Source organism: Roseibium litorale (assembly GCF_014842915.1).
GTDB lineage: Bacteria > Pseudomonadota > Alphaproteobacteria > Rhizobiales > Stappiaceae > Roseibium > Roseibium litorale.
In genome coordinates this window covers 272187-289387 of sequence record NZ_JACYXI010000004.1, presented here as the reverse complement: position 1 = coordinate 289387, position 17201 = coordinate 272187, and the positions used below count along the sequence as shown (strand labels likewise).

Below are 17201 nucleotides of genomic sequence, written 5' to 3'. Positions count from 1 at the left end.
CAACACGCTGCCGGAGTTCCAAAGGATGTGGCTTGCCCATCAACGCCCCCTTGCTTCGTTTCAAAACAAGGAATCACGGATCAAACAAAATGGGAATCCTGAATCCGGTCAGCAACGACACGCTCTAATCCATCGGATTTGGTCATCTCTTTCCGATGGATGCCAATTCCGGAGAGGCCTGTAAATCGTCAATATCCGGCAGTCGCAACAAAGAGGGCAAGCATGACAGAATTCATTCACCTGCCGGGGATCGGTAATTCAGGAGACACCCATTGGCAGAGCCTATGGGAGGCCGCCGATCCGGCCATCCGCCGGTTTACGCCGGCCAGTTGGGACGAACCCGATCTGACCGATTGGATCGCGGCACTCGAACGGGCCGTGGAAGCGGCCAAAACCCCACCCGTACTTGTGGCTCATAGCCTCGCCTGCCTACTGGTCGCTCATTGGCAGAAGGCAAGTACTCTGCCGGTCAAGGGCGCATTCCTTGCCGCCGTGCCGGATCCGAAGTCGGCTGCATTTCCCGCCCAGGCAGCAAGCTTCGTGCAGCCGCCGGAGGAGAGGCTCCGCTTCCCGTCCCTGATCCTGGCAAGCAGCAATGATCCTTATGGGACCCTGCACTATGCCGAAGCCAGAGCCGTACAATGGGGAAGCGAGTTATCCGTCATCGGCGCGGCCGGCCACATCAACGGTCAAAGCGGTCTTGGCGACTGGCCGGAAGGCCGGGGTCTGCTAACTGCTTTCGTGAGGACGCTTGAGGCTGCCCTCTGACTTTGTGGAGAGGGCGCAAGGCAGCGCATCGAGAGCTCCTGAGCCCGGGATGCGCTGCCCGTTTCACATGTAATACGGGGCCTGGTCCGGCTGACGCTCAACCAGGACAGCCTTGAGCTTTTCCATGGCCCGGCTCTCGATCTGACGGACACGCTCCTTCGAGATGCCAAGCGTCTGGCCAAGGGACTCCAGCGTTGCGCCCTCATCTGTCAGGCGGCGTTCCTTCACAATCCGCAGCTCGCGGTCGTTCAAAACCCGAAGCGCGTTGCGAAGCCAGATCTTACGGCGCTCGGCGTCAATGTTTTCCGAGACGATTTCGTCAGGCAACGGAGCCTCGCAGACGAGGAAGTCCTGCCGGTCGGCCGAGGTCTCATCGCCATCGGAAACCGGGGCATTGAGAGAAGCGTCCGGCCCCGAAAGCCGCGCATTCATCAGCGCAACATCGGCAACCTTCACGCCAATCGCGTCCGCGATTTTCCGGTGCAGCTCGGAATCTGTCAGCGTCTGCCCGCTGCCAGACAGCTTTGCCCGCAAACGCCGGAGATTGAAGAAAAGGGCTTTCTGGGCGGAGGATGTCCCGCCACGGACGATGGACCAGTTCCTCAGGATATGGTCCTGGATCTGGGCACGGATCCACCAGGTTGCATAGGTCGAGAAGCGCACCTCACGCTCCGGATCAAAGCGGGCTGCAGCCTCAAGCAGACCGACGTGGCCTTCCTGAATGAGATCGACCAGCGACAGGCCAAAATTGCGGTAGCGGGAGGCAACAGCGATCACCAAGCGCATGTGCGCGAGGGTCAGAGCCTCAAGCGCTTTCTCATCCTTGTCGTTCTTCCAGCGGCGGGCGAGCTCCTGCTCGTCTTCGCGGGTCAGATAGGGTGCCTTCATGGCCGCGCGGACCAACTGGCGTCTTTCGGTTGCTGACGTCGTCATTTCGGCCACTCCAAGCAATTGTCCGGAATTCTATGGATCAAACGCCCGGGAACCGGTTTGGTTCCAAAAGAATCCAGAAAACTACTCTAGGCTGCCATCTGAAAAGATACCACCTTTGAAGAAGCTTAGAGCGATCGCAACTGCGAGCCATAAAAAAGGCCCGGGGAAGAACCCCGGGCCAATTTCAGTCAGGACCTAAACGCCTGAAATCAGGCTGCTTCTTCCTGATCGTCATCATCGTCAGAACCAGCTTCTTCAGCAGCGGCCTTGGCGCGGCTCGGAGCCTTGGCAAGGTTCTGCTCGATCTGCTTGGTTGCTTCGGTTTCGGAGCACTTGTTCACGGCAGCGATTTCGCGTGCCATACGGTCGAGCGCAGCTTCATAAAGCTGGCGTTCGGAATAGGACTGCTCCGGCTGGGTGTCCGAACGGTAGAGGTCACGAACCACTTCGGAGATCGCAATCAGGTCGCCGGAATTGATCTTTGCTTCATATTCCTGGGCACGGCGGCTCCACATGGTGCGCTTGACGCGCGGACGCCCGCGAACGGTTTCCAGAGCCTTCTTCACTTCCGCAGCTTCACCGAGCTTGCGCATGCCAACGGACGCAATCTTTGCGACCGGAACCCGGAGGGTCATCTTGTCCTTCTCGAAGAAGATGACGAGGAGTTCAAGGGTGTGACCTGCAACGCTCTGTTCTTCAATGGCAGTAATCAGGCCAACGCCGTGAGCCGGATAGACGATGAATTCGCCCGTTTTGAAACCCTGACGCTGCGCGGCCTTTTTCGTTACAGTTGCCATTCTCGTATCTACTCCTGCGCAGTTGCCGGTCTGTCAGACCGTTTAAGCCGCAAACCGCAGCTCATGAACTCAAATGACGCGCACATGACCCAATCGCGGTCCTGATTGGGAACGCCTGTTGATATCGGGCGCGTCTGGGTGGTCAGTCGTTTAAATCCAATTTAGAAGTTTGGTCAGTAGGCGGTGAGACTCGCCTCACAATCCGTGGGGACTGTGTTCCGATATGCCTCCGTGTCAGGGGGAAACTTCCTGCGGTTGAACGACTGTCTGGTAAATATAACACACCTCTGCGCTAAATTAAAGCACAGAGCGCATTTTGCCGTCACATCCTGTCTTTCACCTCAGTGCCCGCCTGTTCAACAGTCTTTTGCGCGCGAGCTTAGCGGCCAAATCTGCACGCCAAACGCAAAAACCCGCGCAGCCTGCTTGTGAAGCGGCGCGCGGGTTTTGATGTCCAATGGAATTCCGGTCAGGCAGATCAGTTGCCGGACGGGCCTTCCGGGGAGAAATACTCTTCCAGCTTGTTGGTCTTGCCGTCGAATTCGGCAGCCTCGGGAAGAGCGTCCTTCTTTTCGGTTATGTTCGGCCACTTCGCCGCATATTCGGCGTTCAGCTCGATCCACTTTTCCAAGCCCGGCTCGGTATCCGGCAAAATGGCCTCGGCCGGGCATTCCGGTTCGCAAACACCGCAATCGATGCATTCATCCGGATTGATGACCAGCATGTTCTCGCCCTCGTAGAAACAATCGACGGGGCAAACCTCAACGCAATCCGTATACTTGCACTTGATGCAGTTGTCAGTGACGACGTAGGTCATCGTGATCCTCTATGCGGCAGTCTCTGAAATCGGAGCACGAGCTTGACCGCCGGGAAGGAGCGGACTGCCTGCGTCCATTTGTTCTTTGCGTTTGGGTATCCCGTTTAACGCGGCTGCGCAAGCGTTCGCACTTGCGCAAATCGCCGTGAGACGAAATGCCTTGCCAGAACTGGCCGGAGAACCGGATTCCCGTTTCAGTCAGCCTCCCGGAAGGCATCCAGCTTACGGCGGTCGCGCTTGGTTGGCCTGCCCGCCCCGGCATCACGCTGCGCTGGCGCCTGAGCCTGAGCGGCTTCAATCTTGCCGGGAGGCGGCGGAGACAGGTCCTCATAGAGAAGCCGGGCTTCCTCATAGGGCCCGCGCCGGGTGCCCAGCGCCACGACCTTGAGAATGAGGATCTTCCGCTCCAGCGCGATGGTCAGCACGTCCCCTGCCCGGATGGCCTTGCTGGAAGAGTCAATCTTCTCCTTGTTCACCCGGACATGGCCCGAGGTCGCAAGCTTTTGAGCGAGAGAACGGGATTTTGTGACCCTGGCGTACCAGAGCCACTTGTCGATCCGTAATGTTGCGCCTTCTGCGCTCATACTGGTCCTGTTCCGCAGGACAAGCCCGTCAGGACTTGTCTTTCTTTTCCATTCCGGCCTTCAGCGCCATCAGGGCCGCAAAAGGCGAATTGGGATCGATCGGCTTGTCACGCTTGGGCTCGCGGTCACCGCGCGGAGCCTGGTTGCCGCCGTGATGCGGCTTGTTTCCGCCACGGCCCTTGCCTTCGCCCTTCGGTCCGCCTCCGCCATGACGGCGGTTGCCCTGGTGCTCACTCCGGTTACCACCTTCGCCACGGCCCTCACCACGGCCTTCAGAGCGGCCACGGCCACCCTTGCGGCCTTCGCCCCGGCCATCGGACTGACCCGGACGCGGACGGCGGTCGCCGCGGCCTGGACGCCAGATCTCGATGGTGACGGTTTCGGTTTCACCAGCAGCTTCGGGAGCCGCAGAAGCCTCGGATGCCTCTGCAGCCACATCCTGGGCAGGAGCATCTTCTGCAGCCGAAACTTCAGCAGCCGGAGCTTCTTCGGCAGCAGCAGCCTCTTCAGCAGCAGCCGGTTCCGCAGCAGCCGGTTCCGCAGACGCAGCTTCCGGAGCAGCGGTTTCAGCAGCAGCCGCAGCAACCGGACGGACCACTTCGCGGGTCTCAAGACGGTAGCCCAGAGATTTCAGGATCGCGGAGAAGTCTTCGCCAGCGCAGCCGAGCAGCGAGGTCATCGCAACAGTCACGGTGAAGGCACCGCCCTGAGCAACGGCGCCTTCCGGCGGCGTGACTTCGACATCCAGCGGCTTCCACGCAACGAGCGGACGGATCAGATCGGCCAGACGTTCCAGAATATCAACACGCACCGCGCGCGGGCCGCAGACGCGGAACCCGACGACCTTGTAAAGTGCCTTGTCGATCGCCGGATCGACCGGGATAGAGGTGCGGCCGGAAGCTGACAGCTGCGGCAGCTCGCTCAGGCCCGCCATATCCATGGAGCCGTGCTTGATGGCCCAGAGCTGGGCCAGAAGCTGGCTCGGCGCAGGCTTCAACAGCGCGGGAACGAAAATGGTATAGGCCCCGAAGCGGACACCGACCTTGCGCAGGGATGCACGCATATCCTGGTCAAGCTGGCGCACATCCTCTGAGATTTCCTGGCGTTCCAGATTGCCAAGGCCTTCCGCAAGACGATAGGCGATACCGCGGGCAAGGCCCTCAAGCCCTTCTCCCGCCTTAAGATCGGCAAGCGGCTTCAACAGCGTATCGACCTGGGCACGAACCCAGAGAGATACACGCTCCTGCACCTTGTCGCGGGCCGGACCCGTCAGATGCTCGTCCGAAAGCAGCAAAACGGCAGGGGACAGCACATCGTCTCCGGCGGCAAGCTTCGCAACCGGTTCGCCGCGCCAGCGGAGGGTGGCGTCGGACGACAGGATGAAGTCGCCGTTCTCGGAACGCGACAGCTTGTCGGCGCGGCTTTCGATTTCCGTCGCAAGCGCCTTTTGCGCAGCAGCGCGCAGGGCCTTTCCATCCGGCCCTTCCGCCGCAGCATCAGGGGCAAACCGGAAGCCAAGCAGCGTTCCGATGTGCTGTCCTTCTACGAGCACATCACCGCTCGATGTGATTTCCGCTTCCAGCATGGCGTTCTCTCTCAAACGTCGCATCAATACACTTGTACGCCGATCCACGAACCTCTGGGTAAGACGCTCGTGCAGCGCATCGGATAATTTGTCCTCAATGCCGCGGGTCACCTGTTGCCAGTGGGCCGGATCGCCCAGCCAATCAGGCCGGTTCGCGACAAATGTCCAGGTCCGGATATGGGCAATCCGGTTGGCGAGAGTGTCGATATCACCATCTACGCGGTCTGCGAAGGCCAATTGACGGCTAAACCAGTCCTCTTCGATAACACCGTCGCGCATTATGTGGGTGTAGATCTGGCTCAGAATGTCCGCATGGTTGGCTGGCGCGATCTTTCTGTAGTCAGGAACCTGACACACATCCCAGAGCAATTCGACAGCTTTTCCGCCGCGAGCCATGCCAGAAATGGCGGAATCCCGCAGAAGAAACTCAAGCGCCGTGATATCGTCGCCCGTCGGCGCCCGTGCCAGCCCCTCTTCGCGCGGGACAACATCAAGCGAGCGCCGCAACCCGTCCGCTGATGAAAAATCAAGCTGACTGTTGCGCCATTGCAGCACCTTCAGGCTGTTGAAATGGTGATTTTCAATCTGTTCGACCAGATCATCGTCCAGCGGATCCACCCGTCCGGTGACGCCAAAGCTGCCGTCGCGGGTGTGGCGGCCCGCGCGCCCGGCGATCTGCCCCATCTCGGCAGCGGTCAATTGACGGTACTGATAGCCGTCGTATTTCCGGTTCCCGGCGAAGGCCACGTGGTCCACGTCCAGGTTCAGCCCCATGCCGATGGCATCTGTCGCAACCAGATGCTCAACGTCCCCGTTCTGGAACAGCTCGACCTGGGCGTTCCGGGTCCGGGGACTGAGAGAGCCCAGAACCACCGCCGCCCCGCCACGCTGGCGCCGGATCAGTTCGGCGATGCCGTAAACCTCCTCCGCCGAAAACGCGACAATTGCGGAGCGCGCGGGAAGACGGGAGACTTTCTTGGATCCGGCATAGGTCAGAACCGACATGCGCGGGCGGGTGACAACATTAAGCCCCGGCAGCAGCTTTTCCAGCAGAGGCCGGACGGTTGCGGCGCCCAGAAGCAGGGTTTCGGCCCGACCGCGCAGGTTCAGGATACGATCCGTGAACACATGACCCCGGTCCAGATCCCCCGCAAGCTGCACTTCATCGATGGCGACGAAGTCGGTTTTCAGATCCAGCGGCATCGCCTCGACGGTCGACACCCAGAAACGGGGCGACTTTGGGACGATCTTTTCCTCGCCCGTGATCAGGGCAACCGCGTCAACGCCTGCACGCTCGACCATTCGGCCATAGACCTCGCGCGCCAAAAGGCGCAGCGGCAGGCCGATTAGGCCGGAGGGTTGAGCCAGCATCCGTTCGATTGCCAGATGTGTCTTGCCGGTATTGGTGGGCCCAAGAACAGCGGTGACCGTTCGGGACCGGGCCGCGGGCGGCAGCGGCATTATATGGGGACGGGACATCAGACTACTGCGGCGGTATCCGGCTTTGAACGACGAGATTTCCAAGGTCTCACGACCGAGACCGTGACCTAGCACAGGGGATCTGCCCTGTCCTGTCTTTATTGCCGCCAGGCATCTGCAGGACGGCCTGAAACACGGCGAAGGAACGACTCCGGAACAAAAACGGACCGAATCGATGACTCTTCAAGATTCAGGTTTCGTTCTCCACTACATGTGGTTCCCGGATCTGAAATGGAACCAAATCCTGAGTCTTTGCAAGAACATGCCGCAAGAGGCCCTCGTTAGGGCCCAGAAAATCCGATCAGGCTGTCAATCTAAAACTCGAGCAAATTAGTTGCAGCAAATAAAAATACAACTCAAAAAAGTTAAAGCAACGGGCCGGAGAGCTTGCAGACAAATTGCCCCTGACAAATAGGTGCTGGTGACTTCATTTCATATAGAGACTGGAAAATACGAATAATTTCTGCAAGATACGAATGTGGCGAAAGTTTCGGCTTCCTGGCAGAATCTTTTGTTTCTCTGTATTTTTGCTTCATTGCGCACCAGTTAACCACCGCTTGCGAGGCCGCTAGTAACATGCATACGCACAGTCTCAGCCGTGCACTCGAGTTCACCGGGATTGTTTCAGGCCGTTCAAATGTCGCCCAGCTGTCGCAAGACCTGAAACACCTTGCTGATGCCTTCGGATTTTCTAACTTCGTTCTGGCGACATTTGCCCGTCACGGCATTCATGGCACCCCTTGCATCATCTCGACCTGCTGGTCGGAGGAGTGGACGCGGCGGTACCTGGATTCCCACTACATCATGGATGACCCGGTCGTCGCGAAAGGCATGCGCACCTCCTATCCTTTCAGTTGGCGGGAAATGCGCGAAGATCCCGCCTTGAGCGAGCGCAGTCAAAAAATTCTGCTGGAAGCCCGCGACTTCGATATGGAGGATGGCCTTTATATCCCGATCTACGGGCCACGCGGGTATGAAGGCACGCTCGCATTCGGCGGGCGGGCCGTCGAGCTGCAAGATGGCGACAGCCACGCTCTCCACCTTGCCGGGCTTTATGCCTACCGGCAGGGCCTGCAAATCGCTTGCCCCGACCTGGCGGAAGAACCGATCGGCAATCCACTGACAGGCCGCGAAGTCGAATGCCTGAAATGGACCTCCGAGGGAAAGACCAGCGGCGAAATCGGAGACCGGCTCGGCATCTCCCGCCATACGGTCGACTGGTACATCAAGGAAGCTACCCGCAAACTGAGCGCCGCCAACCGCGCCCATGCTGTTGCAACGGCCATGCGGCATAAGCTGATCGGATGAAGAGAGGCTTTTGCGGCCCTTAAATCGATTTGAATTTTAAAAGGGGCAGTGTCTCTGCCCCTTTTCATATTATCCTCACCCAAGTAGAACAATCCGGCACCGGGGTCCCCCGCTGCCCTTCCTTGCCCTGTTCGTGTGGAGGCTGCTGTTGGCAATCCAGAAAATTCTCGTCGCAAACCGTTCTGAAATCGCTATCCGTGTCTTTCGCGCGGCAAACGAACTGGGGCTGAAAACAGTCGCCATCTTTGCCGAACAGGACAAACTGGCCCTTCACCGGTTCAAGGCCGATGAGGCCTATCAGGTTGGTAAGGGTCTCGGCCCGATCGAAGCTTATCTGTCCATCGACGAGATCATCCGGGTTGCCAAACAGGCGAAAGCGGATGCGATCCACCCCGGCTACGGCTTCCTTTCGGAAAGCCCGGAATTCGCTGAAGCCTGCGCGGAAGCTGGCATTATCTTCATCGGCCCGATGCCGGAGACCATGCGCCGCCTGGGCAACAAGGTTGCGGCCCGCAACCTTGCCATCGAGGCCGGCGTTCCGGTCATGCCGGCAACCGACCCGCTGCCGGACGATCTGGAGGAAATCAAGCGCCTGGCAGCCGGGATCGGCTATCCGGTGATGCTGAAGGCTTCCTGGGGCGGCGGCGGACGCGGTATGCGCGTCATTCCGGACGAGGCAACGCTGGTGCGCGAAGTGGTCGCTGCCAAGCGCGAAGCCAAGGCTGCCTTCGGCAAGGACGAAATCTATCTTGAAAAGCTGGTGCAGCGCGCCCGGCACGTGGAAGTGCAGATCCTCGGTGACGGCCAGGGCGGCCTCGTCCACCTGTTCGAGCGCGATTGCTCGATCCAGCGCCGCCACCAAAAGGTTGTCGAACGGGCACCCGCCCCCTATCTCGACGAGGCCAAGCGCAAGGAATTGTGCGATTACGGCCTGAAGATCGGCCGGGAAGTCGGTTACCGGGGCGCAGGCACCGTCGAATTCCTGATGGATGCGGACACCGGCGCGATCTACTTCATCGAAGTGAACCCGCGCGTTCAGGTAGAGCACACGGTGACGGAAGAAGTCACCGGCATAGACATCGTCAAGGCCCAGATCCAGATTGCAGGCGGCGCCCGCATTGGCACGCCGGAAAGTGGTGTTCCGGCTCAGGAGAACATCCGCCTTAACGGCCACGCGCTTCAGTGCCGCATCACCACCGAAGATCCGGAACAGAACTTCATCCCGGACTATGGCCGCATCACCGCCTACCGGGGCGCAACCGGCTTCGGCATCCGTCTGGACGGCGGCACCGCCTATTCCGGCGCGGTCATCACCCGCTTCTACGATCCCCTGCTGGAAAAGGTGACCGCCTGGTCGCCGACGGCAGAGGAAACCTGCAAGCGTATGGAACGCGCCCTGCGCGAATTCCGTATCCGCGGTGTGGCGACGAACCTCGTGTTCCTCGAAAACATCATCGAGCACCCGAAGTTCCGCGCCAATGACTACACAACGCGCTTCATCGACAACACGCCGGAACTGTTCGATCACACCAGCCGCCGGGACCGTGCGACCAAGCTCCTGACCTATATCGCGGACGTGTCCGTCAACGGCCATCCGGAAACCCGTTCGCGCGGCAAGCCGGGCAGCGACGTGGCAGCACCGGTCGTGCCGGACTTCGGCCAGGTCAAGCCGGACGGCACCCGCCAGCTTCTGGAAAAGCTCGGCCCCAAGGGTTTCGCCGACTGGATGAAGGCTCAGCCGCAGGTGCTCATGACCGACACCACAATGCGTGACGGCCACCAGTCTCTGCTCGCCACCCGCATGCGCACCCACGACATCGCGGCGATCACCGACGCCTATGCGACCGGTCTGCCGCAGCTGTTCTCGCTGGAATGCTGGGGCGGCGCGACCTTCGATGTCGCCATGCGCTTCCTGACGGAAGATCCCTGGGAGCGCCTGCGCATCATCCGTGAGCGGGCGCCGAACATCCTGCTGCAGATGCTGCTGCGCGGCTCCAACGGGGTTGGCTATACCAACTATCCGGACAATGTGGTCCGCTTCTTCGTTCATCAGGCTGCGCAGAACGGCGTCGATGTCTTCCGCGTCTTCGACTGCCTGAACTGGGTGGAGAACATGCGTGTTTCCATCGACGCGGTTCTGGAAACGGACAAGCTGTGCGAAGGCGCCCTGTGCTACACCGGCGACCTGAATGACAGTGCCCGCCCGAAATACGATCTGAAGTATTACGTCAATCTGGCCAAGGAGCTGGAAAAGGCGAGCGCGCACATTCTGGGCGTGAAGGACATGGCCGGCCTGCTGAAGCCGGGCGCGGCCCGCACCCTGTTCAAGGCCCTGAAGGAAGAAGTCGGCATTCCGATCCACTTCCACACTCATGACACCTCCGGCATTGCGGCAGCCACGGTTCTGGCGGCCGTCGATGCGGGCGTCGATGCGGTCGACAGCGCCATGGATGCCTTCTCCGGCAACACCTCCCAGCCCTGCCTCGGCTCCATCGTCGAAGCGCTCAAGGGTTCAGAGCGGGATCCGGGCCTCGACGCCGAAGCCATCCGGCGCATTTCCTTCTATTGGGAAGCCGTGCGCAGCCAGTATGCGGCCTTCGAGAGCGATCTGAAGGGACCGGCCTCGGAAGTCTATCTGCACGAAATGCCGGGCGGCCAGTTCACCAACCTGAAGGAACAGGCCCGTTCTCTGGGTCTGGAAACCCGCTGGCACGAGGTCGCTCAGACCTATGCCGACGTGAACATGATGTTCGGTGACATCGTGAAGGTGACACCGTCCTCCAAAGTTGTCGGCGACATGGCCCTGATGATGGTCAGCCAGGGCTTGAGCGTTGCGGAGGTAGAAGATCCGGCCAAGGATGTGGCCTTCCCGGACTCCGTCGTTCAGATGCTGCGCGGCGATCTGGGCCAGCCCCCGGCAGGGTGGCCCTCCGCCCTGCAGGCCAAGGTGCTGAAGGGCGCAACTCCTATCACTGTGCGCCCCGGCTCTCTGCTGAAGGACGAAGATCTGGAAGCCCGGCGCAAGGAAGCAGCCGACAAGACCGGCCATGAGATCTCCGACGCGGATCTCGCCTCCTACCTCATGTACCCGAAGGTCTACACGGACTTCGCCAAGGCCCAGAGCCAGTACGGCCCGACCTCGGTTCTGCCCACACCGGTCTATTTCTATGGCCTGGAAGCCGGGGATGAGCTGATGGTGGATCTGGAGCCGGGCAAAACCCTCGTCGTCCGCTGCCAGGCCTTTGGCGACACCGACGAGAACGGCGAAAAGAAAGTGTTCTTCGAGCTGAACGGCCAGCCGCGCATCATCAAGGTTCCGGACCGCGCCCATGGCGCCGCCGGGGCTTCGGCCAAGCGCAAGGCGGAAGACGGCAATGCGGATCACGTCGGCGCACCGATGCCCGGCGTCATCTCGACCGTTGCGGTCAAGGCCGGGCAGAAAGTCACCGCCGGAGACGTTCTGGTCTCCATCGAAGCGATGAAGATGGAAACGGCTCTCCATGCCGAACGGGATGCGGTCATTGCCGAAGTTCTGGTGACACCGGGCAGCCAGATCGACGCCAAGGATCTCCTGATCGTCTATCAGGCTTGATTTCATCGGCACGTTACGGATAAGGGGAGCCGACGGCTCCCCTTCTTCTTTGTGAGAGCTTTTCCCCTCACCCAAACGCTTCCTTCCCTCGTTCAGCGATCCGTCAAAATCGAACAAACCTGTTCCTTTGGACAGGTCTTTGCCACGCGTTCCGCTCAAGGCTTCCCCGATGGACTTCTCCCTCGATATTCTCGCGATCCTTTTCCTCGTCGCAGTGGCTGCCGGTTGGATCGACGCCATTGCAGGTGGTGGCGGGCTTCTGACCATCCCCGCCCTGCTGCTGGCCGGAATTCCGCCCGCGACCGCCTTGGCAACGAACAAGCTGCAGGGCAGTTGCGGCACACTGACCGCCGCGGCCTATTTCATCCGCCGGGGCGCGGTGTCTGTGAAGGCCAATCTCAAGGCGATTGCGGCCATTGCCATGGGCTCGATCGCGGGCGGCTGGGTGCTGCAACAGATCAATGCGGATATTCTGGTGCTGTTCATCCCGGTTCTGCTGGTCAGCATCGGGCTCTATTTTCTGTTCTTTGCCAAGAACCTGGACGCGGAAACCGAGCCGCGCATCACTGCAGACCGTTACGCCGTGACCGCTGCCCCGGCCATCGGCTTCTACGACGGCTTCTTCGGACCCGGCACAGGCTCCTTCATGTCCACGTCACTCATCCTCCTGCGCGGCATGCCGATCCGCACAGCCACCGCCCATGCCAAGCTGTTCAACCTGACCAGCAATCTGGGCGCGCTGATCTATTTCATCTTCTTCGGCAAGATTGCCTGGGTCGGAGGCGGGGCAATGATGGCAGGCCAGATCCTCGGTGCCTATCTCGGCGCGCATTTCGCCTTCAAGGGCGGGGCGAAGATCATCCGCCCCATCACCGTGATCATGTGCTTCGCCATGAGCATCAAGGTGCTCATGAACGTGCTGCAGGGCTGAAGAGCGCGCTTTTAGCCCCGTCAATCAAAGGGAGCGGCAGACCATCTGCCCTTCCTGGAGAAAGGCAGCCCGGGTGAACAAGGAAAGATCCAAAGGATTGGGAAGGCGCACGTCCTCCAGATCCGGAAGGGCCTTTCCCGATGCCTCGAAATCACGGCGGACCTGGGACAGAAACACCAGAACCACTTTTTGCCTTTGGGCAAATTCCCTGAGCGCACGCACCTGATCCATGAGCGGTGGGGTTTCGCGCCTATGATCAAGCAATTGCAGATAGTCGATCACCGCAAGCGTTCCGGCCTCGGCCCCGGCGAGCCGCTCCATGATGTGGCTTGCGCAGATCCCGTCGGACATGTCGAGATCGAAACGGTCATCGAAGGCAAACGGGTCAACGCCGATAGCCCGGAACCGGTCGAGCATCTGGGCCTGGGTGTATTCAAGCGTGAAGAACACTGCCGTTCGGCCTTGCTTCATCGCCTCGACCGCCAGTTCAAGGCCAAGCAGGGTCTTGCCCTGTCCCGGCCGCGCGGCAACGATCACGAGTTCACCAGCTCTGAGCGCAGGATAGAGCCGGGCAACAAGGGCCTGGTCTGCATGGCGCCCGGCAAGCTGCGCCCAGGAGCGGAACCCTTCCGCTGCCGCAATCCTGTCGAGAGCCTCGTGAAGGGGGATGCGCTCGCGTCTGGAAATCTGGCGCGCTTGGCGCTTGAGGGCATAAACCGGGGCTGAAAGTTTCATCATCGGAACCTCCGGACGGCCAAATCCGCAATCCCTCCGCATGCATCACGCCGTCAAGACAGTCCGTTGATTGGAACATCCCGCATGAATGATGCTTTCCCGGATGGAGGGAGGAGGCGTGGATGAAGCCTGCCGGAAGAGTAAGGGATTCGGTCTGGTACGGGCAATACCAATGTCCGTGGGAGACAGCTTATTCCGCGGCCAGGCGGGCGGCGGATCGCCCTGCGCATCCGATCCAGAGATCCAGGAAATCATCCAGCCACTTGCGCACGGCGCCGTCGTGAACCAGGCGGCCCGCGAAATGATCCCGGCGCTGCTGGGCGCCGGGCAAATCCATGCGCGGCGCGCCACGGGTCGTCCAGCGGACCATCATCTGATGGGTGAGCTCCGGGTGAAACTGGATGCCGTAGGCGTTCTTGCCACAGCGGATCGCCTGATTGGGATAGGTCGGGCCGGAGGCCAGCAGCTCGCAGTCCGACGGCAGGCTGAAGCCTTCCTTGTGCCACTGATAGACCTTTTTCGGCCAGTCCATCAGGTTTTCACCCTTTGACGTCGGCTGAAGCGGGTAGTAGCCGATCTCGACCAGCTCTTCGCCATGGGCACCAACGGTTCCGCCGAGCTGCTTGACCATCATCTGGGCACCGAGGCAAATGCCGAGAAACGGCTTTTCCTCGCGAAGCGGCACCTTGATCCAGTCGATTTCCCGATGAACGTAGGCATCCGGATCATTCGCACTCATCGGGCCACCGAAAATCACGGCGCCGACGTGCCGGCACATGGTGTCAGGAAGCATATCGCCATAACGGGGCCGCCGGATATCAAGAGCAAAGCCGCGCTTGACCAGCTCCTGTCCGACACGGCCCGGCGAGGATTGCTCCTGATGCAGGACGATGAGAACTTTCGGGCGATCCATTTCAGCAAAAGTCTCGTGCTTCATGACAGAGAGTCTAGCGCATTTGAGGGTCGCGTCGAGCCCTTTTGGCAAGCAATCCCTGCCGACTTACGCGCCATAACGGCCGAAACAGCAGCGGAAATGCTCCCTGGCTTACTCTTCCACGGTCCCTTCCGGCAGACTGCGGGCCACCTTGTGGCGCAGGTTCATGCGGTCGCGGGTCGAGATGCCCAGCAGTTCAGCAACGCGCCAGATGGTGTTGTCCTCGAACTCGTGTACCTGGCCGTCGGCGTAGACGACCTCCCACATCATCTCGACGATTGCCAGCCGTTCGTCCTCATCGGTTGACCTCTTCAGCACAGACGTAAAGCCGTAGAGATCGACAGCTTCACTGTCCTTCTGCTTGCCCGCTTCGACGAGCTCAACCGTTTCCGCATCGGTCAGATCGTAATGACGCTTCAGGATTTCCTTCAGCTTGCGGCTCTCAGACTCCTCGACCACACCATCGACATCAACGAGATGAAAAAGCAGGGCTGCGGCGGCAAGACGCTTGTCGTCGTCGGCAAAACTCTTTTTGCCACCGTCACCGACAGTCACCTCCCGAATGAATTGTGAAAGAGAGGAAAAAAAAGACATTCAGCTATGGCCTGCGCTTCTGAAAGTAAAAATTGGGACAGAGATTGAGGTTACGGGAACCCTGGAAGGATTTCCAGCGCCGTGTCCCGATACCCGCCTCATCTTCTTCTGGAAATGGGTCATTCGGCTTCCGGGGCAAGATGCCCGCGTTATCCGGCCAAAATGCGGCGCCTATTTTGAACCATTCCAATGTGAGGGAATTCGGCGCGATAGCCTGGACTTTATACTTGACTTTCATCCTCATAAAAACGATTCCTGCCCTAAGGAACACACGCATATTGCCCACAGGAGCCCCGGCATGCCGGACTTGCAGACACCAGACAACCAGGCCCGCCGCGCGGAACGGCTGGTGGTCGAAGGGGTCCGCCGCTGGATGGCCGGGTATGCGACCAATGATGCCAGCTGCTGGGAAATGGCCTGGGACCTTTATGCCGCCGAGCTTGGCAAGGATCGTGCCCGCCGCCCGGTTTCTGAACTCTCCTGTTATGCGCGGGCCCTGAAGACCCATGGCACACGCAGCCTCTGCCTGTTTCCTTATGATTGCCCGAAGCTGTGTCAGGACGAATGTCTGGTCATGGCCTTCGTAGCGGCTGCGCAGCAGCAAAACACGGAAGCTCAGAACACCATAGCGAAGGCCCTCTTCCATCCGCAGGGGCGGGAGGATGCCCTCTTCGCCGCCTCCGAATTTGGCTCTGCGCTTGGCGAGTGCGGACTGATACTTGCGGTCGTCGACCCCGGCAGTCTGCCCCTGGAAATGTGCCCGCTCAAAAAGCTGGGCCTGCCGATACGCCATTGAACTTATCGATCCGGAACGGTCATTCCACCTCCGGATCATCCAACTTGAGGAAGCAATTGATGAAAGCCATTAAATTCGGCCTTTTGGCTGCGACGGCCCTGTTCTCCCTGCCCGCCCTTGCCGCGACGCCTTCGGAAGTGCTGACGAACTACGAAAATATCGCCCAGGCTGCCTATGATGACTCGGTTACCAGCGCCAAGGAGCTGAAGGCTGCCATTGACGCCATGGTTGCCAACCCGACCGATGAAACGCTGGCCGCTGCCCGCGCCGCCTGGAAGAAGGCCCGCAACCCCTATCAGCAGACCGAAGCCTACCGTTTCGGCAACGCAATCGTTGATGACTGGGAAGGCAAGGTCAACGCCTGGCCGCTGGACGAAGGACTGATCGACTACGTCGACGCATCCTATGGCACCGAGTCCGAAGAAAACGTCTTTTACACCGCCAATGTCATTGCCAATCCCAAGCTGGAAATCGGCGGCGAAACCATCGATGCCACCAGCATCACACCGGAACTTCTGGCCGACAAGCTGCAGGAAGCCGGTGATGTCGAAGCCAATGTGGCCACGGGTTACCACGCCATCGAGTTCCTGCTCTGGGGCCAGGACCTGAACGGCACCAATGCAGGCGCAGGCAACCGTTCGGTCACAGACTTCGACACCAAGAACTGCACCAATGGCAATTGCGACCGCCGCATCGCCTATCTGCAGGCAGCCACCGATCTGCTCATTTCCGATCTGGAAGAAATGGCAGCCAACTGGGCACCGGGCGGGGAAGCCCGCAAAGAGCTGGAAGCCAAGGGCGAAGCAGGCGGCCTGGCCACCATCCTGACCGGCATGGGCTCCCTGTCCTACGGCGAACTGGCCGGTGAGCGCACCAAGCTTGGCCTGATGCTGCATGACCCGGAAGAAGAGCATGACTGCTTCTCCGACAACACCCACATGTCCCATTACAACGACATTGTCGGCATCCGGAACGTCTATTTCGGCACCTACACCGGTCTCGACGGCAAGACCGTCTCTGGTCCCTCGCTCGCAGAGCTGGTTGCGGAAAAAGACCCGGCTGTTGCGGAAGAGCTGAAGGCAAAGCTGGATGCAACGCTGGCCGCTGCGGAAGCCATGAAGGCCCGCGCCGAAGGCGGCGAAGCCTATGACCAGATGATCGGCGAAGGCAATGAAGAGGGCAACGCCGTGGTGCAGGCCGTTGTCGACGGTCTCGTTGACCAGACCAAGTCCATTGAGCGCGCCGTGCACGCTCTCGGCCTTGAAGATGTTGCCTTCGAAGGCTCGGACAGCCTGGACAACCCGAACGCAGTCTTCCAGTAAAACGAACGAAACGAACCGGCGGTGAA

The 17201-nt window shown here is 60.1% G+C and carries 14 protein-coding genes; 6 read left to right on the top strand and 8 right to left on the bottom strand.

The window, feature by feature from the left end:
• The first annotated feature begins 222 nt into the window (after positions 1-222).
• Positions 223-768, top strand: a complete 546-nt coding sequence (locus tag IG616_RS09150) for an RBBP9/YdeN family alpha/beta hydrolase (RefSeq protein ID WP_192147839.1) — start codon at positions 223-225, stop codon at positions 766-768.
• Positions 769-831: 63 nt separating this feature from the next.
• Here the strand turns inward: IG616_RS09150 and IG616_RS09145 are convergent, their stop codons facing one another.
• From IG616_RS09145 to IG616_RS09125, 5 genes are all read right to left on the bottom strand, one after another.
• A complete protein-coding gene (locus IG616_RS09145; protein WP_192147838.1) occupies positions 832-1701 on the bottom strand; it encodes an RNA polymerase factor sigma-32 in 870 nt (289 codons plus the stop codon).
• Positions 1702-1910: 209 nt separating this feature from the next.
• Positions 1911-2498: a CarD family transcriptional regulator gene (locus IG616_RS09140; protein WP_192147837.1), complete on the bottom strand. Its 588-nt coding sequence runs from the start codon at positions 2496-2498 to the stop codon at positions 1911-1913.
• A 478-nt stretch (positions 2499-2976) separates the two neighbouring features.
• The gene (gene fdxA / locus IG616_RS09135; protein WP_192147836.1) at positions 2977-3315 is read right to left on the bottom strand and encodes a ferredoxin FdxA; all 339 of its coding nucleotides are present in this window, start codon (positions 3313-3315) and stop codon (positions 2977-2979) included.
• 194 nt (positions 3316-3509) lie between these two features.
• A complete protein-coding gene (locus IG616_RS09130; RefSeq protein ID WP_192147835.1) occupies positions 3510-3899 on the bottom strand; it encodes an RNA-binding S4 domain-containing protein in 390 nt (129 codons plus the stop codon).
• A gap of 28 nt (positions 3900-3927) precedes the next feature.
• Positions 3928-6963: a DEAD/DEAH box helicase gene (locus tag IG616_RS09125; protein ID WP_192147834.1), complete on the bottom strand. Its 3036-nt coding sequence runs from the start codon at positions 6961-6963 to the stop codon at positions 3928-3930.
• Between the two features lie 576 nt (positions 6964-7539).
• On the opposite strand from IG616_RS09125, the gene IG616_RS09120 reads away from it, so the two are divergent.
• From IG616_RS09120 to IG616_RS09110, 3 genes are all read left to right on the top strand, one after another.
• Complete coding sequence (locus tag IG616_RS09120; protein WP_192147833.1) at positions 7540-8271, top strand: LuxR family transcriptional regulator; 732 nt, start codon at positions 7540-7542, stop codon at positions 8269-8271.
• A 148-nt stretch (positions 8272-8419) separates the two neighbouring features.
• Positions 8420-11863 (top strand): pyruvate carboxylase, encoded by a 3444-nt coding sequence (pyc, locus tag IG616_RS09115; protein ID WP_192147832.1) that lies wholly within the window; start codon positions 8420-8422, stop codon positions 11861-11863.
• Between the two features lie 139 nt (positions 11864-12002).
• Positions 12003-12794 carry a TSUP family transporter gene (locus IG616_RS09110; protein ID WP_209007386.1) on the top strand — a complete coding sequence of 264 codons (792 nt, stop codon included), beginning with the start codon at positions 12003-12005 and terminating at the stop codon, positions 12792-12794.
• Between the two features lie 24 nt (positions 12795-12818).
• On the opposite strand, the gene IG616_RS09105 is transcribed toward IG616_RS09110, so the two are convergent.
• The 3 genes from IG616_RS09105 to IG616_RS09095 form a co-directional block, all read right to left on the bottom strand.
• Positions 12819-13529 (bottom strand): DNA helicase, encoded by a 711-nt coding sequence (locus IG616_RS09105; protein WP_192147862.1) that lies wholly within the window; start codon positions 13527-13529, stop codon positions 12819-12821.
• Between the two features lie 190 nt (positions 13530-13719).
• Entirely contained in the window at positions 13720-14466 is a 747-nt protein-coding gene (locus tag IG616_RS09100; RefSeq protein ID WP_192147831.1) for a glutamine amidotransferase, read from the bottom strand.
• A gap of 108 nt (positions 14467-14574) precedes the next feature.
• Complete coding sequence (locus tag IG616_RS09095; RefSeq protein ID WP_192147830.1) at positions 14575-15057, bottom strand: tellurite resistance TerB family protein; 483 nt, start codon at positions 15055-15057, stop codon at positions 14575-14577.
• A gap of 298 nt (positions 15058-15355) precedes the next feature.
• On the opposite strand from IG616_RS09095, the gene IG616_RS09090 reads away from it, so the two are divergent.
• A complete protein-coding gene (locus tag IG616_RS09090) occupies positions 15356-15853 on the top strand; it encodes a hypothetical protein (RefSeq protein WP_192147829.1) in 498 nt (165 codons plus the stop codon).
• Between the two features lie 59 nt (positions 15854-15912).
• Positions 15913-17175 (top strand): imelysin family protein, encoded by a 1263-nt coding sequence (locus IG616_RS09085; RefSeq protein ID WP_192147828.1) that lies wholly within the window; start codon positions 15913-15915, stop codon positions 17173-17175.
• The last annotated feature ends 26 nt before the right edge of the window (positions 17176-17201 follow it).